Origin of the sequence: Paenibacillus sp. 2RAB27 (assembly GCF_052115445.1) — a bacterium.
In the GTDB taxonomy this organism is placed as follows: Bacteria; Bacillota; Bacilli; order Paenibacillales; family NBRC-103111; genus Paenibacillus_E.
Genome location: NZ_JBFRGR010000002.1, coordinates 382,770 through 406,232 on the forward strand (window position 1 = coordinate 382,770; position 23,463 = coordinate 406,232).

Below are 23,463 nucleotides of genomic sequence, written 5' to 3' on the forward strand. Positions count from 1 at the left end.
AGCATAGGAAACTGGAAAGAGAAAGGATTCTCCTTTCTCTTTCCAATTCATGTCATTTATTATTCTAAGATCAAACTAGCAATTTTCGTTAAATCGAGAATGTCGATCTTTCCGTCATGAACGACGTCTGCTGCTTTAGCCTTATTCCAATCCGCACTTCCTGTATGCATTCCGAAATATAAAGCTACTGTGCCTAAGTCTCCAATATTGATTAAATTGTCTTCATTGGCATCTCCTAGTGCGAAGACTGTAATCATTTGTTCGTTAAAGACTTGCACCGCTTGATTTAACACATTAGCTGCATTATCGATCTCTTGCTGCGTAGACGCAGAATTCGATTTGATCGTTTTGGCGATGGCAATAGCTTGGGCTAGCTCTGCCTTCTTACCAATTGGATATTGTCCGACATCGGATCCTTCTACCGCTTTATCATAGATGTTTTGCGCTATGTCGATAAGTGTCTGAAGCGTTGTCTTATTCACAGTTCCAACGGAAACCATTAAAGTAGTTAACTGGGAATCCACTTTTTGACCTAGTCCATTAGAAACAGCTACCTTCGTCAGTTCAAAGTTCAGCGGCAATGATGGCATATTCGGTTTCGCTGTCCAATTGATCTTGAATACATCTCCGCTTGTTGTTATAGCCCCCGCTGCTCCTTTGCTTGCAGCTATAATCCGAATTTCTCCTGGTACGTTTGTGATGGTCGGAATCAATTCATAATCAGAGCTTAACAAGTCCACAGATACATAATTAACGGCATTCACATCAAATTTCAGTTTCATATCAATCGCGTATACCGAAGAAGATTCGTTAGCAGACACGTTGTTTAAGCCAAAATTCGTAGAGAATGATGCGCCGGCTTGAACCTGATCTGGACCCGTAAGCGTTGCCTGCGGCACATTGGTCGGCAATGGTGTCTGGCCGCTAATGATTATATAATTAGAGCCTTGTATACCACTGCCGTCTGTAGCTGTTGCTACCACTTTCACAATTCCGTTCTTCTTCGCCGTAAGCAATCCATTGGCATCGATGATGGCTTTATCCGTTATGGATACGCCATCTGTTTCATAGACGGACCATGCCACTGACTTGTTCGTCGCATTGGCAGGGAGCACCGAAGCTTGCAATTGAAGGCTTCCATCCTTCACGGTAATCGTCGACGTCGAACTTGTGACTGCTATCGATAGTACGTTATACACGTTATCCGTAACCGTAACATTAGCTACAGCAGGTATGGCTGTGCCATTTACAGTTCCGTTCACACTAAAAGTACCAGCTACTGCATACGCAGAAGCGTTAATCGGATTCCACTGGACCGATTTAGTAGCCGTTGTATCATTGTTATAAACGACAGTCACATTCGCAGGAAGTACTGGCGGTGTATAGGTAGCCGTAGCCACGCTTACAGGCATAACTCCTGTAATTACTGGTGCTGCAATGGCTTCCCATTTCGCATATAGGGTGATATCTGTCGCTGGGATGGTATTAACTGTGAAATCCCATGCTGTTGTCAATGCTGCATTTTGGTACCAACCACCGAACGTAAATCCATTTTTCGTTGGAGCCTCTGGTGCAGTAATAGTAGAACCGGAAACGGCTCCGTATACAGAACGAACTTCACTGCCGCCGTTAGTGTTGAAACTCACTGTCGTACCTGTTTTAAAGAAGGAATAATCCCACTCCGCATACCATCTTGCACTAATGGTCCGGTTCTGAGCATTCAGATCGATCGGAAGCCATACGTATCTGGAATCCTTCAGATCACTTGGATACCAGCGATCGGCCATAAAAATAAATTTGTTCGGCACAAGATCGCCATTGCCATCCCGGAAAGGCAGAACATGCGTGCTTTGGCTTTCATGTGTCGTGTGTTTCCAGTCATCCACAAACGGATCGCCTTTATGTTCCCATGGGCCGAATATGCCATTTGTCGCCACATGATATTCCGCTTGGTTCGGGTCCCAACCTGACTGTCCGGATGTAATCATGTAATAGACACCATCCTGCTTGAACATCGCCGGCGCTTCTCTGTACCACGGGAAAGCTCTCACATAATGAGTACCTTCCACAGACTGGCCGTTCGCATTCGTAGCCGGACCCGTGTAGTCATCATTCAGCATCGTGATGACAGTCCGCTCGTTCCCTTCGGATGCATAAATCAGATAAGCCTTGTCATCCGTCGCATCATTGCCGTCATCGTCTACAAACAGCGTCATGTCGCGAAGCATGCCTTCTCCTTCGCTGCCACCCCATCCATTATTCGGCAATCGGAACGTGCCGAGATACTTGAATGGACCCGCTGGCGAATCACTGATTGCAACGCCGCCTGCCGCCGTCCAATACTTACCGGCGATCGGCCCGTCTTGATGCCACCACATCACATATTTATCCGTTTTCTTGTTGTAAACGACTTTTGGACGTTCAACAACTTTATCCCAGTTGAAATCTTTATACATCTCTTGCTTCACTGCATTTGTTTTGTCCGCATACAAGGCATTAAGCTCAGCTATGCGTTCAGGTGAATTATGTTTGCTTAACGAATTGACCGGCGATTTCATCGAACGTGTGTAATCGCCATTTCGATCCGTGATATTGACAACTCGATTAGGATCGAATGGAACTCCGCTGTTCTTGTAAGTCTCAGAATTCTCATCCAAGTACAGTGGCAGGTTTCCGCCAGACAATACATCTTCGCCTAGTTGCGGGTTGTTGAATACCGGCAATACAACCCCTTCATTTTTCCAATTGTACAGATCTTTCGAAGAGTACGCGTGAACGCCTGTTACCGGTACATAACCCGAGCCAACATTATTTTCCGTTTTGTCTTCGCCATACCAGTAATACGTTTTGTTCTTCTCGTTGTACAGAATGCCACCGCCATGAGCCTGAATTGGGACACCGTCTCCATCCAGCCACACTTCACCGCTCTTAATGGAATCTGTTTGACCTATCGTCGCGTATAAATTGTACATATCTTGCAGAACCTTGGTGTAGTAAGCAATACTTTCCTTCGTCAAATCGCTAATCGTACCGATCGCTCCAATTTGATTTTCAATCGTGGATGCTACTTTCTGACTAATACTCGAAGCTGTCCGCAATTGAGTAATCGCATTTGTCAAACTGCTTGTATCAAAAGCCGCTCTTTGCTTCTGACTAACTGAGATTTCTGCTGCACTCAACGTATTCCCGTCTCCGCCAGTGGTTATCGCCTGAATAGCAATATACCTCGCCTTGTTCGAATTGAACGTAGCTGTCTGAACACTTCCGCTTGAAGCATCCCAAACCCCATTCGCCACAAAAGTGAAGTGCTCATTCAAGTAAGCTTGCGTGCCGCTAACCGATACATTCGTTAAATCTTCATCGCTGTAGTAAACCTTGAATTGTTTAAATCTACCGTTTGCTTTATCTTGCCTTGGTGTAATCGTGATCTTGCCAACATCAGCTTTGCTCTGACCCAGATCTATGATCAAATAATCTCCTGATGTGTATTTTCTTCCATTCGATGCCCAATTTGTCTCATAATAAGTCGAATTGTTGTTATCCAGCATGAGACTGGCAGGATTCGAGGAATAAGCTTCTGGCGCATAAAAAACCTTAATACCAGTGATTTTTTGTTCATCGACTTGGAGATTTGCGATCTCCGCTGTAATTTTTCCAGCCTGTTTCACAATTCCTTCCTGCGTAGCGGTTGCGCTACTCAGCAGTGCAGTACCCTGCGTAAGAAGTGATTGCAAATTAACCAAATAGGAAGGATCTTTCGTAAAGCCATTCATAAAAGTAGTTGCAGTTGCCATCGCTCCTATGAGGCTGGACTTATCCATTGTAAAACCAGCCATGCTAAAGATATTGATTTCTGCCGCTGATGCATACTGCTTGCCAGTATCACTTTTCGATTCAAGTGCCGTAAATTTTAAATAAGTAGCACCATGCGGGCTGAAGGTTGCTGTCTTTTCCAATCTGTCCGCATCCCATGCCCCTTCTGCGACCTTCGTATAAGCGACGCCATCCGTGCTAACGGAAATTTCATACTTGGTCACTACACCATTCCAATCTGAATCTTGTCTAGGCACATAGCTCAGCTTGTATACACCGTCATAAGCCTTGCCAAGATTATAAGTAATCGCGTGCGGAAGTGGTGTATACGTTCCATCATAGGCCGTATGCCATTTCGTTCCGGTGTCTCCATCCAACGTCTTACTTGATGATTCACCGGAGGCTGAACTTGTTGACGATGACGTCATTTGGCTTTGCGGGATTCGTCCAATCGGGCTGTAACGGAGGTTATATTCCGTAGCCAGACTGCCTGCCATCTTCGAAATATCTTCCTGTGTTACGTTGACCGTATCACGAACTGTCTTAGCTTGGTTCACTAACGCTTGCAAAGCAGTCAACTCTGGATTTGTAGTAAGCAGCGCCTCTGCACTAGTAATTGCTCTGTTTAGCATGGCTTTATCTACGGTAAACCCTGGCTTTCTCACGATATTGATTTCAGCAGCCGATCCGAACTGTGTACCAGATCCGTTATTGGACTGAATGACTGTGAACTTCACATAGGAAGCGCTTACTGCCGAGAAAGTGGCCGTTTTTTCTGACTTGTCGTTACTCCATGTGCCTTCGGCAACTTTCGTGAAATTCGTGCCGTCTGTGCTGACAGCGACTTCATATTTGGTTGCAACACCGTTGAAACTACTATCCTGTCTAGGCAAGTATTTCAACTGGTAAATATCGTTATAAGTTGTTCCATTCGTTTTATCCAATTTATAAATGACAGAGTGGGGAGCTGGAGCTGGCGTGCCTGACCAAGCAGAGTGCCAATTGGATCCCGTATTGCCATCTAACGTTTTTTCTGGTCCTTCCCCTGAGGCAGCGCTGGTTGCCGTTACACTCATCTGGCTTTGAGGAATAACGGTGCTGCTCGTATACGAGGCGCCGTCAATAACGAACGTTGTAATTGATTTCGCTCCAACAGTTGCGCGCAATGTGTTATTCATAACCGGAAGACTTCCCTGCTGGACCACGTTTTCCGTAGCGGAAGAAACATAAGGTGTGGCATTCCCGGTGATCGAATCAAACTTTGACATGTTTAAGGAGATGTCTTGGCTGCTCGTATTCGAATTTCGATATACAACATAGATTTTATTCTGTATAGGGTCATAGGCCGATAATGTGTTGTCATTGTTATCAGCAATAAATCTCGAACCTTGCGGGATAAATTTGCTGAATTGCGCCATCGCGTAATATTTTTTCCCGTAATACCAATCTTGTGTATCAAAATCTGCGTGAAGGAGACCCCAGTTCATGTTTTCCTTCTGCATATTTTTCTCGCTCTCAATAGCTTGCCAAAGGACCCAAGCCTTAGGTTCAAGCCAAGTAATATCCGTCATTATTCTTTCGGCTAATGCCAATGCCGGTTCAAAATCATCGTGATTGTGAGCAACGCCAGAAGGACCCAAATCCACTTCAGACATCCATAACGGCTTGCCAGCAGATTTAGCGGCATCTCTCACAGCAGTTCGATTTGATCCACTATACGTGTGGGTATTCATTTGTCCAATGTTAGCCTTAGTTGTAGCATCATAAGAGTTCCAATTGGTCATAAATGTATCTACACTTGTCTCGTCCATGGCCGAAATCTGAACAGATTGCAGCCCTTTGTCATTGAGCTTGGCGCGAGTGGCATTAATAATTTTGGCTTGAGAAGCCGTATCCCAATGAGAACCTTCTTGTCCCCCGCCAAATCCCCAATAATTCGTGTTCGGCTCATTCACCGGGGAGAGTGTGTTGAAATGTGTCCCCTCCGCATCGAAATGTTCGACAACTTTCGCCAAATATTCAGCAAAATTGTCATACTCTGTCGATTTCAAGTTATCTTTCCAAGCATCTGTATGACCAGTCGTACTGCCACTGACCGTCATATAGTAGGGAGCAGAATTGGAGAACGCTTCCAATTTATTTGCTCCTCTTGCTTTTGCAGCTTGGAGCCACCAGCGTTGATTCGCATCTTGCGTCCAATCGTACACGCCTGCGGATGGCGAGAACCCAGGCACTTCTCCACCTTGACGCATCGTCTCGTAAGCTGGATTTTCACCGCCGCCAATGTTGTATCTGGCAATATTAAAATTCAAACCTTGAGGCGAATAGAGGGCATCCGCCAATGCATTTCGCTTGGCGTCTGGCCAACCTCCTGTTACATTCCCAAACCAAGCTAATGCAGTTCCCCACCCATCCCATGCTTGTTGCATATTACTAGGGTCTAACGTGATAGCAGTCGTAGCAGCACTGGCCTTCTGAGCAGTTAATCCATAAAACACAGGTGAAACTAAAGTAAAAGCAAGACAAGAAGCAAATATTCTTTTTCCAACTTTTCTAGTCATCCATACAACCCCCTTTTAAATAGCCTAAATGTTATAACCATAATTTGGAAACGCTTACCGATTTATTCAAAAAAAAAGAGAACTAATTCCCTAAATGATAGGAGAGGAGGTGTCTATCCACACACACATCCCTCTCCCTTTTAAAACCTACTTACTTGCTCTTGCTTTCGTCCAATTGTTATTTAGGTCATTAGATATCTTATCCAACGCAGTACCGCCCATCATTTCTTGACCAAGCTTCTTCCAATCCAACTGAATGGCATTCACATATTTATTGAAGTTCTCTCCACCTGGACGATAGTTGAATTCTTCAAATTTGTTCGTTTTGTAGAAATCATTCAAGAATGGAACATCCGCTTTAACGCCATCCATCACGGAATTCGATTGCTTTTTATTGACATAGAATGTGTAAGCATCTGAGCCGAACATCCACTCTTGGAACTTTTTAGCCGCTTCTTTATTCTTGGATTTATTGTTAATTCCGAAGAAGTTATCCGTAAACGTCATCACTTTCAACGGCTCCGTCTCCGAATGACGTGCAGGCAATGGGAATGCTGCCAAATCATCAATATTGCCTACCTTCGCTTGATATTGCGGTAAGTACCATAATCCGGCAGCGATCACAGCTGCTTTTTTCGCTTCAAACAATCCTGTTGCTTGATCATTGCTTAAGCCTAACGGATCTGCGCCCATGACTTTGGCATCATACAACTTCTGAATATCACTATAGGCTTGATAGAATGGTGTACCTTTATCAAAAGGTTTGTCCATTGCGGCAATTTTGTCATAATAGTTCTCATCGCCTGATGCCAACATTGGCATGAACTCATTAAACGGATAATTCGGCCAGGAGTCTTTACCGCCCATTGCATAAGGTTGATACTTTCCGGCTTTTTTAATCGTCGTTAATGCGCTTACAAACTGTTCCCACGTTGTAGGTACACTCAAGTTCAACTCTTTAAACACACTCGGATGATAGTAAACAAGTTCAGGGAAAGAAATCATCGGCAACGCAAGAACTTTACCATCTACTGCGAACTGCTTTGCTTTCGTATTTTTGGACGTTACGCTTAAATCATCTAGTGGAAGGAGTTCAGCTTTAAAGTCATTGATGAAATTAGGCTTGAGCTCAATAATATCTGGTAATTCATTCGCTGCTAGTCTTACTTTCATTGCTTGCAAATAGTCGCCATCACTTTTGAACGTTTCGACTTCCATTTTCACGTTAGGCATCACATTCGAGAACTCTTTCACTTTCTTTGTCCAGCTGTCTAGAAATCCACTGTCGCTATCCCACATTGCAAGTTTCAATGTGATCGCATCCTCTTTCTTGCTATCTGCGATCGTAGGTGTAACCGAAGAACTATTGCCCGTCGGCGTCGTTTTGTCTCCGCATCCTGCTAGTCCGAAAGTTAAGGCAATGGAAAGTACAGATGTAACTAATTTTCTTTTCATAATCTTTGTTTACCCCCTTGAAGTTACGTTAAGTTGTTTACACCCCTATCTTACACAAAACCAGAATACGCTTTCATTGATATATTTAGTGATTACCTTGATAAATTTTGGGGTTTATTCTTTCTTCTTAGCGTAACAATCCCGATATTTCTGTGGGCTCATTCCCCGGTATTTTTTGAACACTCGACTGAAATGTTCGGGGTTCTCATACCCCACTTTCACAGCAATCTCATACATTTTCATATCACCTTCAATTAACCTTGTCGCCTCATTGATACGTAGTTTCGTGACATATTCAATAAAATGCTCTCCTGTTTCTTTGACAAACTGCTTGCTGAGATGACTCTCCGTGACTTGCGCCCATTCACTCACTTGACCAAGGGTGATGCTGCTACAATAATGCTTCTCAATGTAACGTTTAACTTTTTCTACTAAGCGCTGTGGGTTTTCTTCGCGCATTTTATCAGGATGAAGCAGCTCTGCGAACCTGATCACAAGTTGCTCAATCCACGCATGGAGATCCTCACGGAATGTAAACTGCTCAACAATTTCATAGGGCCTTCGCCGTGTCTCAATCACATGCGTCCAATTCATCCCCTTCGCATGCAGCAAGGCGCCAATATTCCAAATTAATTCTTCATACACAGGAAGAGCGCTTTCCAAGGTCACATTAGACACTTCGCTCAATTGGTGTAATCCTTCGTACAACTGCTTCTGCCAGTTCATATCGCCATTCTCCATACGGTGCATCATCAGATCATGATCCCATGGCATTAGATAGGGTCGATCATTCATGACGATCGTTTCAGGATAATAGACACGCCCTGGACCTTCTGAGAATCGCAGACAAGCCAAGCTTCTTGCTTGGCTGTACTTGAGATGCCAGCTCTTCCAATCCTTACATGCGTCAGATACACCTATCGATAGCGAAACGTTCAGAAAATTTTTGACCGTATTTCGCAAGGAGTCTAAGAGCTCCATCACTTGTCCTCGCAAATTTAAATAGGAAGTCGAAGATTCGAAACAGAGAAGGAGTGAAATTTCATCCTCTTGAACAGCAATAAGCTCGAATGGATGCTTGACGATCTCGATCCTTTGTTGAATAGTTCTAGCCAAATGTTCATAATTACCGATCTCCACAGCGTCAGACAATGAGATATCAGGCGATGGTTTATCCGGCAATATAGCTACTAGGACAACCTGATAGCTTGCATATGCCGTCACCCACTGTTGAAACGTATCATCTTGCGCTACATTATGGTTATATGTATAGTCTTTATCGCAGATCAAACCTCGCAGCCAACTTTCACGCTGTTTACTATCTAACTCATGATGTTGCTTATCCAAATTTGCCGAAAATACCGACTTTTCGGTCAGGAGGCTCGTTGTCTTTTGAATGACCGGTATAATATGTTCAGGGTCAAGATCTGCTTTCATGATGTAATCAACAGCGCCAAGTAAAAATGCCTTTCGTACAAATTCAAAATCCGAGTAGGCACTCAGTACAATACTCATCGGAGCGTGAGCCAGATTAGCTTCCTGCAGCTTAGATAGCAGCGTGAGCGCATCCATAATTGGCATGCTCATATCAACAATCATGAGATCAATATCCTGATAACCCGATATGCGCTCCCAAGCTCCAAGTCCATCTACAGCCTCAGCTACCACAACACATCCCAATTCAGACCAGGGAATAAGGGCATTCAAAGCAAGTCTCACTAGCGGCTCATCATCGACGATCATCACCCTAAACATACGCTTCATTTCCCCTCTTGAAAGTCATCCGGATTCTACGCATCTTGAACAATCACACGATCATACTTATGCTCGAGGCAACCTGGTGCTTCAAACAACAAATAACTTTGGCCGTTAACGATCCCACGAAATGAATGTGGATATAGCATGTATTCCTCTTTTGATAAAAGTGGAAGAACAGATACATCGTTGGATAGTGCGAACTTTTCTTTCTGCGAAAAAGCCATCGTCAAGTTTTTCGCAACAAGGATGATGCGTTCATACTTGGTATCATATAAACAAAATTTCATTCAAATTGCCCCCCTTACATCTCTCTAACTTTCTATAGAACGATCAGGATGGTCAGGATTGCTGGACAGCAGCGGCAATGTTACGACGACTTCCGTGCCAAGTCCAAGCTCACTTGTGATGATCAGTCCATAGGCTTCTCCGTAATTTAAACGAATGCGATCCTTCACATTAGCAATCCCAATCCCACACAGCGACTCCACCTTCTTCTCTTGGAGCAAGGCTCCCGTCTTCCGCTGCTCCATGCCCTTCCCATTGTCAGTAACCGTAAGAATAAGTTGATTATTGTCTTGTTTACCTGTAATTTTGACGATCCCCATCGATTCTTTGCCGTAAAATCCGTGAATAATGGCATTTTCAACAATAGGTTGCAAAAGAAGCTTGAGAATGTAGGTATTTGTAACACTTGCATCCATGTCATACTCCACTTTGAAACGATCCCCATATCGAACTTTCATAATATGAATATATTTCTCTAAACTCTGCATTTCATCCGATACTTGGATGTACGATCCGCCGCGATGAAACGTAGAGGATAAAAGCTTAATAAGTGAATCGGTCATTTCGACCAAATTTGTCGCCTTAGACAGCATGCCCATAATTTTTATCGCATTGAGCGTATTGACAAGAAAGTGCGGATTAATTTGAGATTGAAGCGCATCAATCTCTGCTCGGTTCTTTAACTTCTCCTGTTCTTGCCTTTCGATAATGAGCTCTTGAATGCGTACCGCCATATTCTGAAATGTTTTCCCTAGCGAATATATTTCTAAGGGGCCCTGAAGATCCAAATCAACTTGAAAGGAACCGCTCTTCATTTTATTCATTTGATAGATTAATGATTTGATAGGCCCGACAATACTCCGGACAAGGAAAAAAGAGACAATTAGAAACAGGATTAACCCAGCAGCGGATACATTCATAATAAAGGTATAGATCTGTTTGACTTGTGCCGTCAGTTGATCATACGGTGTAATGTAGATAATCTTCCAGTCCGTTCGTTCCATTGTCATAAAGGTTACAAACATCTTGCCACCTTGTTCTACCGTTTCAAAATGGCCGCTTTTCTTACCGCTTGCCCCATCGATCGTTTTCTTTTCAACGATATTATTTTTATCTTTACTCGTATCCAACATGATATTTCCCTTACCATCGAGGATGATGTAGCTGCCGTTTTGGTTGGAACTGGACTCAGCGAGATTTTCGAACATTTTGGCTTGGATTACAAAATAGATCATTTCAACATCATTGAAAGATTTCTCGAATTGCGGCGAAATGGCAGCTGATACGATATATTTATCGCCCGATTCGATCAACTTGTTCTCTTCAGAACCAAACAGCATGACACGCCCTTGATTCTGGAGCGCTTGCTTATAAAGAGACGTACTTTTCAAATAATTTGCGTTAATGCGCGTGTTAATGTTGTGAAAATGGGTTCCTTCAAAGAAGTAAGCACCTCCATCTCGATAAACAAACATCGCAGAAACGAAGTCAGGCATATCGTGTAAATAGCTTTTTATTTGATTTTCGATTTGGCTGGAATAGCTGAATTGTTCATTGGATTCGTTGCTGCGATGGTAAGAGGTAGCAAGGGAGATGAGATTTTTATCCGTGGCAATGGCGGCACTTGTCCTAATGTATCTGCTTTGTTCCTGATCGATGGAATACGATACTTGCTCCAACGTTTGCATCGTGCGTGAAGTGATGTTGGTCAGCAAGATATCTGTATAGGCACGTAAGGATAAAAAAGTAACCAAAGCGATCGGCATGACAATAACGCAAAAGAACATGACATACAGAATCGATGTGATTGGCCATCTTTTTTTGAACATACGCATGTAAGCGCCCCCATCTAATAAAGCTCTTGTTGTTTGACAAAATTCTACAATTAATTATTTTAATTTTAGATTGGATCCTAGGTGACGTCAATTCCACAATAAATCCCAATTATCTCCTTCTACCCCAAGAGGAAGACGTCATGTCCTCCTCTCAGCGTATCAAAACCACTTATTCCTTCATGGCTCCATCCATCAGTCCAGCAAAGATAAACTTACGTAAGATCAAATACATGAGGATCGTAGGCAACATGACCAAAATGATCGCTGCCGACAGTTCGTTCCAGTAGGTTGCACGTTCGCCTACAAACGTCATTAATGCAGTTGAAAGCGTGCTTAACTTCTTAGATGGCATGTATAAATAAGGAATGTACATGTCATTCATAATATCTACAGCTTTAATAATCGCTAGCGTCGCCGTTGCCGGAAGCATGAGCGGAAATAAAATGGAGCGAAAAATTCGGAAATAAGAGGCCCCGTCTAGAAGCGCACTTTCGTCCAGCTGTTTGGAGATTTTCTCAATAAATTGCAAGTAGATGAAAATTTGCATGAGATCCGTTCCTGCATAAATAATAAGCGGAGCAAAAAGTGTGTTATAAACGCCTAGCGATTTAATGGTCTGAAAACGAGCTACTTCCGTCGTATAGGTAGGCACTACGGATGCAACGATGAATAATAGAAAAATCGTTTTCTTGAATCTGAAATTAAACCGATTAAGAACAAACGCTGTCATTGCTCCCAGAATGGCATTAATGACTACACTTGAGACTGTAATGCTGATTGAATTTAGAAATCCGAGGAGCATATTCGTTTTCTCGAACACTACGATGAAATTTTTGAACGACCAGCTGATCGGAAGTGAGAATGGCGATGAGGATGCCAACTCCGGCGCAGATTTGAATGCTGCAAATACAACGACAAGCAGGGGAACGAAAATAATTAGCGTGATGATTGATAATAGCAAGTAATACAGGATTTTGCCAAGGTTTGCGATAAACACAGATGATTCCAACTTTTGCGATTTAGTTGCCAATTGGATTGTTGACTTGCTCATGATGCTTTGTCTCCCTTCTCACGGATCAATAAGTTTTGGATGAAAGTAAATATGATGATCATCAACATAAGAATAATGGCCATCGCTGAAGCCAAGCCGTAGCTATTATATTTAAACGCAGTATTGATCGTAAAAATGGTAAAGGTACTACTTGCATTGCCTGGACCGCCTTGCGTAACCAGAAAAGGAATATCGAACACTTGAAGTGCGCCTCGAATATTTAAGAACAAAATAATTTCAATCACTCGCCGGATGCCTGGCAGCACGATATAGCGAATTTGCTGCAATTTGTTCGCGCCATCAATGGTTGCTGCTTCGTAAAGGTCATTCGGAATCGACTGTACGCCTGCTAGAAATAAAATGATATGAAATCCTGCAAACCGCCATAGGGAGATGGCGACAAGTGAATAGTTCACAATGTTCACATCGCTGAGCCAGTTATGAATCCAACCCTCTAAGCCGATAGCTGTCAGCAGCTCATTCACAGGACCATTTACTGGGTTATATAAATAGCTGAAAATATAAGCGACCGCTACGCCATTGATAATATAAGGCAATAAAACAATGGAGCGGAAAAATTCACTTGCCCGCATTTTGGCATTGAGCATGACAGCTAGTAATATCTCAAACGGAATGAGTGCTGCATGGATAATAAAATACAGCCAGTTATTTGAAAGCGATTGCCACACTTGCGACATTTTGAACGCTTTCAAGTAATTATCCCAACCTACAAAATGCAAATCTCTGCTGATCCCGTTCCAATCCGTCATACTGTATTGAAACAGTTTGACAGTCGGGTAAATCAGGAATAACAGCAGCAACCCAATCGGCAAAGCCAGAAAAGAAAAAATAAGCACTCTCTTTTGCATCATGTCATTCATGTGTGTCCCTCTCATTCCTACCTAATGTAAAGCTAATTTTAGTGAGATTGGACGCGCTTTCACATGATAATTTTTGTGCTTTCGATTGATAAATTTTGTGTCTTCCTCCGTTTCCTGATTCGACCTTTAAAATCGAGATTGGTTTACTCCGCCACGAAAAAATGCCTTTCCATTTAACATGGAAAGGCATTACTTATTTCGAACGCTAAATATATCAATTGCTGATTGGAATTATTGTTCCATGAAGTAATGCTGCTGTTTCCAGCCAAGAACTTCTTTGATCTTTGCATTCGATAGAAAGCTAGCTCGTCCAGGTAAATGTTGAGCGTAATTAGCAAGTTCGGGCATAAACCTATGGATCAGTACTTCACTAGACAGATCGGATGAAGTATCGTCAGCCGCTAAAATAAGTGATTGTGCGCCAAGCCCATCTTTCTCCACAGCCAATCTACAGGCTACTGCCATATCCCTGACATCGATATAGCTCCAAAGAATACGAATTCGTTCTTTGGGATCAGCGAAGGTCAGTCTTACTCGTGCATAATCCTTCGGTTCCAAAATATTTCCCAGACGGAAGGAAATAACCTGCATGCCTGTCCTACGATGGAAAGCTTCCCCTGTCATTTCATTAACCATCTTGGATAACCCATAGCTATCTTCCGACAATTGCGGATGACTTTCATCCATTGGAAGGAAATTCGGCGTGAAAAATTGATTTGCAAACACAATTCCATAGGATGATTCGCTGGATGCGAGTACCACTTTACGGATACCGAGATTAGCTGCAGCCTCCAAAATGTTATAGGTGTTCATGACATTATTACGAAAAGTCACGTCATTTGGATAAATAAATGCTTCCGGAATTGCGGCGAAGTGAATCACTGCTTCCACGGGTTTTCTATCCCTGACACTGAATAGCGACAGTGCATTGTGAACCTGACCCAAATCGTTCAAATCTACGATTTGGGTGCGGCACAAGGGTTCTTCTGGCAGCTTCCAATCCAAATTCAATACCTCATACCCTTGCTCAACCAGCTCTTTTATAATCCATTTACCGGCTTTTCCACTTCCACCTGTCACGATAATTCTCTTTTTCATCTATATCACGCTCCAATTCATCTCTTGTTTTTAGTGTTCCATTAGACTCCTTTAATAAAACCACCAAATTTGTTTCAACTTGCATTTTCCATTATAGATAGTAACGCCTGTTATGAGAAGTAGTGAATTAATTTAAACTAAGTTACTTGAAGTTAACTGTAGCTTGGAACAATTGGTAAATTGGGAGTTCTAGGTGAAAAAAGCGATACCAAACAAACGTTTAACTTGAAATATTTTGTTAGTTCTTAGCTTCACACCGAAACTCCACACATTCGCTTGTTATGAGTAACGAATCAAACCTCCATTTACATGAATTACTTGACCTGTTACGTACATAGATTCATTTGCTGCAAGGTATACGAATGCTGGTGCTACCTCGAAAGGTTGTGCTGCACGGCCGAACGGGCTGTCAGTGCCTAGAGTAGCTACATGTTCCTTGGAGTAGGTACTCACATTAAGCGGCGTCCATGACGGACCAGGTGCGACCGCATTGACACGGATCCCTCTCTCTGCCAAAGACAGCGCCATACTGCGAGTAAAACTTACTATTGCACCTTTAGTTGTAGAGTAATCAATGACATCCTTATCTCCTTCGTAGGCGACCCTTGAAGTTGTATTGATGATGGCGCTGCCTTTATCCAAATAAGGTAAAGCCGCTTTAGTCAAATAAAACAAGGGGAATATGTTAGTTCGAAAAGTGTTTTCGAGTTGTTCATTGGAAATGTCCATTATACTGTTTGTAAAAGGTTGAACAGCAGCATTATTGATTAAGATGTCAAGTCTATTATAATGATTGAGCGTTTCAGCTATTATATCTGGCGAACTCGCTGGATCGCGAAGATCTCGGGCTAATAACAGACAGCGAGTTCCGAATTGCTCAACATACTTTTTGGTTTCTTCCGCATCAATATGTTCATTTAAATATACAATAACCAAGTCGGCTCCTTCTTTAGCATAAGCGGCTGCAATTGCACGTCCAAATCCGCTATCGCCTCCAGTAATGATCGCAACCTTCCCTTTCAGCTTGCAGCTACCGACATACCCAGGGTAATCAAAAATAGGACGAGGTACCATGAGATACTCTAAACCAGGGACTTGATCCTGATGTTGTGGTGGAAAAGCTATAGGCTCCTGTACTAACTTGGTTTGATAACCCAGGAAGGGGTAAACTGGATAGGAGAATTGCATGGTTTACCACCTCCTTTCAAAACCGCCAAAGCTATATGGGCTCCCAAAACCTCCGTGCCTGGCTCAGAACCTCCGTGCTCAAAACCTCCCAATCCTCCGTGAAAGCCCATATGTGTTGTCCTCCGTTTATGATGATATAGTCATTTAACCATGTATTGTATGGGCTACTGTCATAACAAGTTCGTAGTTAGTTGTAAAATAGGCTTATTGCCTTACATGTTAGGGTCAAATCACTCAACGGGCTGCCATTGTCACGCCGGCAAACTGTGTCAAGTACTATCGTTTCCAGTTAATCATTCTCATTAGTATATTTTTAAATCTCTTTTTTTTCTTCAGGATTTCAAAAGGTCGCATCATATCGTAATCTTCATGTTCGAGCATGTGACAATGCCATACAAAAAGTCCTGCGAAAGGATCGAAACTCGCAATAAAAGAAGTAACGGTACCAGCGGGAGCACGAATCGTATCCTTAAATCCCCTTTCGTTAGGTTCAGGAGGAACTGCAGGCCCTGTAAATGTAAGTTCTCCAGTGGCTTGGAAATGAGCAACGTTAAAAGGCTGGCGCTCAAGAATTTGCATGTCAACAACATGTAGATGAATGGGGTGGTCATCATTTGACAGATTGATTAACCGCCAGATCTCAATAGTTCCTAATTCCATTTTCTCAGATATACGATCACTCCACCTTTTACCGTCCAGTAAATTCAACGATCTTCCATATTCATCCTCCACCCTGATGAGTGTAAGATCTCTTGTCCTTGTTGCCATTTCTCTTGAAAGAAAATCGATTTTCAATAAATGATCTGGAAGAGAACTGGTATCTTTACCTTTTAAAGGAGTGGCTACTCTGAACTGCATCACATCGGTTGTTTCGGGCGAGGCTCCCTTGAAGACATTTTTAAGAACGATCGTCTTACCGAAAAATCGAGAAAAATCGACGATCACATCCGCACGTTCGGTTGTTAGAAGGAGGATCTCATTCATTTTCACTGGATTCTCCAGTAATCCGCGATCAGTTCCAATTTGATAAAATGGCTGTCCAGTGTCCAGTTTGAATGTGATGGCTCGACTATTACAGTAATTTAATATACGAAATCGATATTTTCTTGGTTCTACTTCAAGATAGGGGGATACTTTGCCGTTAACCAAAATGTAATCTGCGTCAAAAGGTGTGACAATTGAGGGATAAGGAAGACGAGAATTGTTTTTATCTGGAGTAGCGGGGTAATAGAGAGAGCCGTCCGGGTTAAACGAGCGATCCTGAATCATAAGCGGTATCTCATATTTTCCCTTCGGTAGATTTAAGGATTGCTCATGCTCATCACGGATGATAAAAAAACCTCCAAGACCCGCATAATTGTTTAATCTTGTAATACCCATTGTATGGTCATGATAAAATAACGTAGTGGCTTCAAGGTTGGGATACTCGCATACTTTCCTTTGAAACATAGGTCCTGTTTGTTCAAAATTCCTATGTCGTTTCATTCTTCATCACGTCGAAAGTAGGGCCCGGGTACATTCCGTTGTAACCCCATAGACGGGTAGGCCCAAGATCACGATGTAGTTTTTGGGTAAATTCCCTCATGGTCACTTCATAATACGAACCTTTCTTGTATTGGTTGATCGGGGAAATAGTTTTGGGAATCGGCAGTTTATCGACGAATTTTTGAAGTTTTACTTTTAAGAGCATATGAGTGGAGACCTCCTCACGGTTAATACCTTAAGAAAGCGTATGAACGACAGATGTCCCACTATGTTTAATTGTGGAATTTTCCATGAAACCCCGCCTCACCTATTCCTATTTGCGTACATAATCTATTATCAAATAAGCGGCCCAGAGGTGGATTTGGATGATCTATTTTTGTCCCCAGTACGGTGTTTGGTGTGAATACTGCACGCCATGTAGTCATGGGCTTCATGTGAACAATTACGCTGGAAGAAAGGATTCAACTATCATAGATGAATGGAACGCTGTTCCTGCTCCTCCTCCCCCTCAGCTGCAATCCGTTGCAGTGGACCCCAAAACAAGTGCACTCCTAGTATTGGATATGGAGACCTCTATATGTAATAATCCTCGTTGTATTGCCTCCATTTCTAAAATTAATCAACTATTGGCGAAAAGTCGTGAACGGCGCATGCTTGTCGTTTATAGCCTTACACGAACGGGAAGCCTCTCGGATATTGCCGCGCAGATAGCCCCATTGCCAAATGATCCTGTTGTGAAGTCAAACGTTGATAAGTTCTACAAAACTGAATTAGAACAAATATTGCATGAGCATGGCATTAAAACCGTTCTGATTACCGGTTATGCCGCTAATGGCGCAGTCCTTCATACAGCCACTAGTGCTGCATTCCGAGGATACGATGTCATTATTCCAGTTGATGGAATGTCAGCTCTCAATCCTTATGCTGAACAGTATACCGCTTGGCATATGTTAAATAGCCCTGGAACCCGAAACCGGGCCACTTTAACAAAAATAAATCTGATACATTTTAGTCATCCATCCCCGTGATCCGAGGACTGGATTTACTTAATTCCCTCATAATTCCATATACTTCACGTTTTCCCCACAATGAACGTACCATCCGAGTTCTTTTTTTCGAATGCCGGTTATTCCGACAATCTAATTGGTTCATACGTCCAATCAAACCTATTTAACGAACATATTTTATACCGTAGTGACAAATCACCAGAGGGGAATGAGTAAACATGGGAGCAGTAGGCTATGGTGGAAGTTGTGCAGGTTACGGCACAAGCGCAGCAGCTATTTTGGTTCTTTTTATTCTTTTGGTTATCATCACATCAGCTTTTGTATGGTAATTCCTTAATCTAACACAAACAAACAAACAAGGAGAAAAAACGGCCGCGAAATATAACACGGGCCGTTTTTCTCCTTGTTCTTATCATAAAAAAAGTCACCCATAATCTTTATATCAGGGTGACTTTTTATGGTAAATGAAGGTTGAAATATGAGATGAGTGGGCTGTGGGCGCTTAATGGAACCCCGCCCTTATATAAAAATTTCAATGAGAAAGGGATGCGCCGAAATAAATCTTTCGGTGCATCCCCGTTATTTCATTTTACCACCAGAATCCTGGACCACCGAAGCCGCCAAAGCCGCCGCCAAACGGGAACCCACCAAAACCACCGAATGCAAAAGGTTCAGTGCCGATGGCTAAGAGATCAAACAATACCAAAGGAATGATCGCTTTAACCTTTACTTTTTCGCCTTTTTGTGGAGCTACAATCAACGTGTTCCCACTAATTCTGACCAATTTACCTGATACGCTTGTTCCGTCTTTTTTCAGTGCCATAATTTGTTTCCCGACCATTTTACGAACGTCCTCTTTCCGAATTTGGGATGTCACGAACGTCCACCTCCTTCTGCCACCAGAGATACATTGCTATACAATATACTCCTGTGTTGATGACATCGATTGGATACACGTCCACACATGAGTAAAAAACAGTCGTTCACCTACAAAATACGCCTCTTTTCCAGTCATAAGGTGCTGCATTCCAAGATCATCGCACGAACCATATTCCTATTAAGGGATAAAAAAACGCGATTTTTATTTAATCTTTAGATTTTAAATAAACAATCAAACTAATGAATGCCAGTACAATACATGGTAAATAAAAATACTCCGAACTATCTTTAGATAATCCCCACCAAATTCGGTCGCCACTAGTTATTTGTGCAGTGAGACCAATAAAGTAAATTGCCAAAAGTATACTGGAGACCATTACAAAAACACTGAATTTACGCATTATCTCCCTCACTCAATTCCATTTATTGTTGTCAAAATATAGACGCTGTCGATTATCAATTGTTGCTTCGGAAATAATTTATTCGATGTACGGATTAAATCTCCTCTCAACCCTTATCAGATCATTTCCCGCACCCAGCAATCCTTTTTCAGATAATCGTATCATAAGACATCGTGTAAAATGCTTGAAATTAATTCGACTATGTCTTCTAGTTAATTCATTCACTGTAGGTAATTTTACATCCATAAGCCACTCACATAATACCGAGAGAGGTACTTTCCCCAACTCCACCATTGCAGTTACAGTAGTAGCTATACGCTCATCCTCTTCTGAACTAAACACCTCTGGAGCACTTTCAAGTATTGAGTTTAGTCCACTCCACACCAACTTGCACCCTTCTAACCCTACGTACCTGTTGCGGACACATTCATCAAGGGCATCAGAAATATGGGCTGCTGCATGTGCCCAACCTTTTCCTTCTACATAGCCACGATAATCCTTTTCACTCTTACAATAGGTGATTAGCTTATTCATTATTTTATGAACGTTATTTTCGGTTAAGTATTGATCCCTATTATCACGGATTAGCAACAATGCAATTAATAATGAGGAAAAGGAACGCAAAAAGATACTATCTGTACCTACTTCTCCAATCCTATTGAATAACATATTATGAGAAATAGCATTATCGAGCAATTTCACTAATTGTTCATCTGGAAGCAACTTTTTTTCCAGTAGCCAATTATTTAGTATCCTATACGCTAACTTATCACGTAACTCTGGATCTGTAGAAGAAAGTAAATCGACTACTTGCTGAACCATTGAATATTCATCTATTCCTTGTGGTAGAGAAAAATTATTTCCCACGATTATTCTTAATTCTTCTTTGAGCACTTTCTCAACTCCAATTTCCCATTCATTCTTCCAAACATAAATACTATATAACTACCATATAGAAAAACTCTACTAGTATAGTACCTTATTTTTACAAAAATCTCTTTAAATGTTTTGAACATTACTGCCCGTCCCTCGATTTTAACGGTTTATCTTTCGTTTACTCACTCATTCGCAGGATTTCATCACCTGGATAAATTACGGTTACCTGGAAAATAAACTTTTGTGATGAGGTATCCTTTTATTGAGCGCGCGGGAACAGAGGAACCCTACCGGCCTTCCTCTACTTCTTACTCTACTGCACGCATATTCCACGAATACCCTAGAAGTTTACCATCCCATGGCTCTACGGGTCTTAGCACTAACATTCATCGTCATACTTATCCAAGGTGTGGAGACCGAACGCGTTTAGCGGACGGAATACTGATTAAGATTCGAGCTACTTTTCCCAGCAGTTTAAATACAGATCTCTGCTTCTTCATATGCTTAACTTTAACGTTATACTCATGTAGTTCTCGAAATACAGAATTGACACCTATGAGCTGGATGGTAGCGAGAAACAGATATTTTCGTAAAGTAGAATCTCCTCGTTTCGATATGACGATCTGTCCCTTTCGTTTCCCCGACGTACTTTCAGCTAGATTAAGACCGGCCTTTCGTAGTAACAGACGTCCATGCGCATACCGCGGCAACCGATTACCTATCCAGATATCAACTCTACTTCAGAGTCTAACCCCATCCATTCGTCAAATTGCCCATTTACAATGGCTGCCTAGTTGTGTTACTCTTGTTTCTATAGTTTTCGAAATACATTTGAAAAGGCGGTGAGAACCCATGGTCGAGGACAACGAGGAAGTCAAACAGGCAGTGAAAGTCTACAAAGCACTCGGAGAGCCGACCCGGATCAAAATAGCGATGCTTCTTACGGAAGAGATGAATCTCTGCTGCTCCGACATCAGTAGCAAGCTCGAGTCCGTTGCCGGTTCCACGCTGTCGCATCACTTGAAACAGCTTACGGAATGCGGCCTGCTCACGCTGCGCAAAGACGGAACGTACATTTATTACAGCGTTAATAAAGAAGTCGCGCGAAAGTACGCCCCGTATCTACTGGGGTAGCCATTTTTTTTGCCGTATATTTCGATATATTTAGAAATATAAAAATATATAATATAGAGAGAAATGGATAAGGAGCTGGAACGTTTGTCTTACAATTTGAAAATTTATATGCTTGCTTTAGTAAGCTTTCTCGTCGGTACCTCCGAATTCATCATTGCCGGTATTCTGGATAAAGTATCTGACGATATCGGCGTCTCGGTCGCAGCAGCAGGCCAGCTGATCACCGTGTTCTCCCTTGCATACGGGTTCGGGACGCCTTTCCTGATGGCAGCCGCTGCCAAAGTCGACCGCAAAAAGCTGATGCTATACGCGCTCTCGGTATTCATCATCGGCAATGTCGCAGCCTACTTGTTCTCTGGCTTCGGTGCCCTCATCGTTTCTCGCGTTATCGTAGCGCTCAGCAGCGGCGTATTCGTTGTCACGGCGCTCACGGTCGCTGCGAAACTCGCACCGGTGGAGAAGCAGGGTAGTGCCATTGCCACGCTCGTCATGGGCTTCAGTACGGCACTGATCGTCGGCGTACCGCTTGGTAGGCTAGTCGCTTCCGCCTATGACTGGAAGGTGGTTTTCGGTGGCATCGGACTGCTCGGACTACTGGCGTTGCTGCTCATTGCCTCCACGATTCCGAAGACGGACGGCGAGCAGCCAGTACCGCTGCGCGACCAGCTGAAACTGCTCAAGAATCCGAAAATCGTCGTCGCGCTCAGCATAACGTTCTTCTGGCTAGGCGGCTATTCCATCACTTACACGTATATTTCCCCCTTTCTGCTCGATATTACGGGCATGAGCGAGAAATTTGTCAGCATCGCGCTGCTCGCGTTTGGCATTGCCAGTCTGATCGGCTCCAAGCTTGGCGGGTTCGGCACCGACCGGTGGGGATTCAAGAGCACACTGGTGACCGGCATGCTGTTCCACGCAACCTGGCTGGTCGTGATTTCGTTCGCCGCCCATTCGCCGGGGCTGATGTTCCCTTTGCTCATGCTCTGGTCCTTCTCCGCCTGGTCGTCCGGTCCGACGCAGCAGTATCATCTAATCTCTCTCGCGCCCGAAGCGACCAGCATCATGCTTAGCCTGAACAGCTCCGTCGTGCAGCTAGCTATGGCAGCCGGTGCGGGCATCGGCGGCATCGTCGTGGAAGGCTCTTCGCTGACCGCTATCACCTGGATCGGCGCCGCCGGCGTCGCCGTCGCCGCGCTCATGTCGGCCGCGGCCTTCGGTTACTTCCGCGTCGGTGCGTCTTCCCGGGCAGCACACAAAAAGGCTCGCGCAGGGAAGATCAGCTCATAAGCATTTCTCTTTCACGTCAACTGGGCAGCGCCTATTGTGCCAGACCCAAGCAAAACGAGAAGAAGCCTGCAGCTCCCGCTTTGACTAGCAGGCTGCAGGCTTCTTTTCGACAAACATGCTTCAGCCTTCATGTTTTTCAATAGTTCATGGAGTGCATTCAATGCCCGTTTATTAAACATTGGATTACTTAATATGTTGCAAAAATCATAATTCTTTCCCTTTTTGTTATACTCCTCTACTGCTGGAGCGACCTAAGTATCTTTCTTACTCATTCCCTTAACCTATCTTAACCCCGAGGGTCACCCTCTGTTTGATAACTTGCTCTTTCAAGTGCATTTACACTAATCCAGAAGTTTTCCTCATTAAATCCTAAAAACCCATCACTCATTTCAATAAAGAATAAGATGTATTTATTCGTAGCATTGCTCTTTAATCCCTCTCTGAATGTCGAGAGTTCATTATCGCAAAC

The 23,463-nt window shown here is 43.1% G+C and carries 15 protein-coding genes and 2 pseudogenes; 4 read left to right on the forward strand and 13 right to left on the reverse strand.

Annotated elements, in window-relative coordinates; genetic code table 11:
• Positions 1–59: 59 nt before the first annotated feature.
• The 10 genes and pseudogenes from AB4114_RS04325 to AB4114_RS04370 form a co-directional block, all read right to left on the reverse strand.
• Positions 60–6,374, reverse strand: a complete 6,315-nt coding sequence (locus AB4114_RS04325; protein ID WP_441987308.1) for a discoidin domain-containing protein — start codon at positions 6,372–6,374, stop codon at positions 60–62.
• A 147-nt stretch (positions 6,375–6,521) separates the two neighbouring features.
• Positions 6,522–7,829, reverse strand: a complete 1,308-nt coding sequence (locus AB4114_RS04330) for an ABC transporter substrate-binding protein (protein ID WP_441987309.1) — start codon at positions 7,827–7,829, stop codon at positions 6,522–6,524.
• 114 nt (positions 7,830–7,943) lie between these two features.
• Complete coding sequence (locus tag AB4114_RS04335) at positions 7,944–9,584, reverse strand: helix-turn-helix domain-containing protein (RefSeq protein ID WP_441987310.1); 1,641 nt, start codon at positions 9,582–9,584, stop codon at positions 7,944–7,946.
• Between the two features lie 35 nt (positions 9,585–9,619).
• Complete coding sequence (locus AB4114_RS04340) at positions 9,620–9,874, reverse strand: hypothetical protein (protein WP_441987311.1); 255 nt, start codon at positions 9,872–9,874, stop codon at positions 9,620–9,622.
• Positions 9,875–9,898: 24 nt separating this feature from the next.
• On the reverse strand, positions 9,899–11,707 hold the full coding sequence (locus tag AB4114_RS04345) for a sensor histidine kinase (protein ID WP_441987312.1): 1,809 nt from the start codon (positions 11,705–11,707) through the stop codon (positions 9,899–9,901).
• Between the two features lie 169 nt (positions 11,708–11,876).
• Entirely contained in the window at positions 11,877–12,758 is an 882-nt protein-coding gene (locus AB4114_RS04350; protein WP_441987313.1) for a carbohydrate ABC transporter permease, read from the reverse strand.
• Positions 12,755–13,639 (reverse strand): carbohydrate ABC transporter permease, encoded by an 885-nt coding sequence (locus AB4114_RS04355; protein WP_441987314.1) that lies wholly within the window; start codon positions 13,637–13,639, stop codon positions 12,755–12,757. Before AB4114_RS04355 ends, AB4114_RS04350 begins: the two co-directional genes overlap by 4 nt.
• Positions 13,640–13,870: 231 nt before the next feature.
• Complete coding sequence (locus AB4114_RS04360; RefSeq protein WP_441987315.1) at positions 13,871–14,737, reverse strand: NAD-dependent epimerase/dehydratase family protein; 867 nt, start codon at positions 14,735–14,737, stop codon at positions 13,871–13,873.
• Positions 14,738–15,016: 279 nt separating this feature from the next.
• The gene (locus tag AB4114_RS04365; RefSeq protein WP_441987316.1) at positions 15,017–15,925 is read right to left on the reverse strand and encodes an SDR family oxidoreductase; all 909 of its coding nucleotides are present in this window, start codon (positions 15,923–15,925) and stop codon (positions 15,017–15,019) included.
• A gap of 276 nt (positions 15,926–16,201) precedes the next feature.
• Positions 16,202–17,615: pseudogene (locus AB4114_RS04370) on the reverse strand (multicopper oxidase family protein).
• A 160-nt stretch (positions 17,616–17,775) separates the two neighbouring features.
• Between AB4114_RS04370 and AB4114_RS04375 the strand changes: the two are divergent.
• Together AB4114_RS04375 and AB4114_RS04380 are read left to right on the forward strand one after the other, a co-directional pair.
• The gene (locus tag AB4114_RS04375) at positions 17,776–18,438 is read left to right on the forward strand and encodes a cysteine hydrolase (protein WP_441987317.1); all 663 of its coding nucleotides are present in this window, start codon (positions 17,776–17,778) and stop codon (positions 18,436–18,438) included.
• Positions 18,439–18,635: 197 nt separating this feature from the next.
• Positions 18,636–18,746, forward strand: a complete 111-nt coding sequence (locus AB4114_RS04380; RefSeq protein ID WP_082595659.1) for a YjcZ family sporulation protein — start codon at positions 18,636–18,638, stop codon at positions 18,744–18,746.
• A gap of 260 nt (positions 18,747–19,006) precedes the next feature.
• Here the strand turns inward: AB4114_RS04380 and AB4114_RS04385 are convergent, their stop codons facing one another.
• The 3 genes and pseudogenes from AB4114_RS04385 to AB4114_RS04395 form a co-directional block, all read right to left on the reverse strand.
• Positions 19,007–19,258, reverse strand: a complete 252-nt coding sequence (locus AB4114_RS04385; protein WP_441987475.1) for a hypothetical protein — start codon at positions 19,256–19,258, stop codon at positions 19,007–19,009.
• Positions 19,259–19,775: 517 nt separating this feature from the next.
• Positions 19,776–20,591: a DUF2785 domain-containing protein gene (locus tag AB4114_RS04390; RefSeq protein ID WP_441987318.1), complete on the reverse strand. Its 816-nt coding sequence runs from the start codon at positions 20,589–20,591 to the stop codon at positions 19,776–19,778.
• 380 nt (positions 20,592–20,971) lie between these two features.
• Positions 20,972–21,283, reverse strand: a pseudogene (locus AB4114_RS04395) (transposase); the annotation flags it as partial.
• Between the two features lie 142 nt (positions 21,284–21,425).
• Between AB4114_RS04395 and AB4114_RS04400 the strand changes: the two are divergent.
• Both AB4114_RS04400 and AB4114_RS04405 read left to right on the forward strand, forming a co-directional pair.
• Positions 21,426–21,707: an ArsR/SmtB family transcription factor gene (locus tag AB4114_RS04400; protein WP_028554769.1), complete on the forward strand. Its 282-nt coding sequence runs from the start codon at positions 21,426–21,428 to the stop codon at positions 21,705–21,707.
• An 84-nt stretch (positions 21,708–21,791) separates the two neighbouring features.
• Positions 21,792–22,994 carry an MFS transporter gene (locus tag AB4114_RS04405; protein WP_441987319.1) on the forward strand — a complete coding sequence of 401 codons (1,203 nt, stop codon included), beginning with the start codon at positions 21,792–21,794 and terminating at the stop codon, positions 22,992–22,994.
• Positions 22,995–23,463: the final 469 nt, after the last annotated feature.

Bases quoted from the DNA above. Each gene is read 5' to 3' on its own strand.
- AB4114_RS04325 (WP_441987308.1), bottom strand. From the start codon at position 6,374: ATGACTAGAAAAGTTGGAAAAAGAATATTTGCTTCTTGTCTTGCTTTT.
- AB4114_RS04330 (WP_441987309.1), bottom strand. From the start codon at position 7,829: ATGAAAAGAAAATTAGTTACATCTGTACTTTCCATTGCCTTAACTTTC.
- AB4114_RS04335 (WP_441987310.1), bottom strand. From the start codon at position 9,584: ATGTTTAGGGTGATGATCGTCGATGATGAGCCGCTAGTGAGACTTGCT.
- AB4114_RS04340 (WP_441987311.1), bottom strand. From the start codon at position 9,874: ATGAAATTTTGTTTATATGATACCAAGTATGAACGCATCATCCTTGTT.
- AB4114_RS04345 (WP_441987312.1), bottom strand. From the start codon at position 11,707: ATGCGTATGTTCAAAAAAAGATGGCCAATCACATCGATTCTGTATGTC.
- AB4114_RS04350 (WP_441987313.1), bottom strand. From the start codon at position 12,758: ATGAGCAAGTCAACAATCCAATTGGCAACTAAATCGCAAAAGTTGGAA.
- AB4114_RS04355 (WP_441987314.1), bottom strand. From the start codon at position 13,639: ATGAATGACATGATGCAAAAGAGAGTGCTTATTTTTTCTTTTCTGGCT.
- AB4114_RS04360 (WP_441987315.1), bottom strand. From the start codon at position 14,737: ATGAAAAAGAGAATTATCGTGACAGGTGGAAGTGGAAAAGCCGGTAAA.
- AB4114_RS04365 (WP_441987316.1), bottom strand. From the start codon at position 15,925: ATGCAATTCTCCTATCCAGTTTACCCCTTCCTGGGTTATCAAACCAAG.
- AB4114_RS04375 (WP_441987317.1), top strand. From the start codon at position 17,776: ATGATCTATTTTTGTCCCCAGTACGGTGTTTGGTGTGAATACTGCACG.
- AB4114_RS04380 (WP_082595659.1), top strand. From the start codon at position 18,636: ATGGGAGCAGTAGGCTATGGTGGAAGTTGTGCAGGTTACGGCACAAGC.
- AB4114_RS04385 (WP_441987475.1), bottom strand. From the start codon at position 19,258: ATGGTCGGGAAACAAATTATGGCACTGAAAAAAGACGGAACAAGCGTA.
- AB4114_RS04400 (WP_028554769.1), top strand. From the start codon at position 21,426: ATGGTCGAGGACAACGAGGAAGTCAAACAGGCAGTGAAAGTCTACAAA.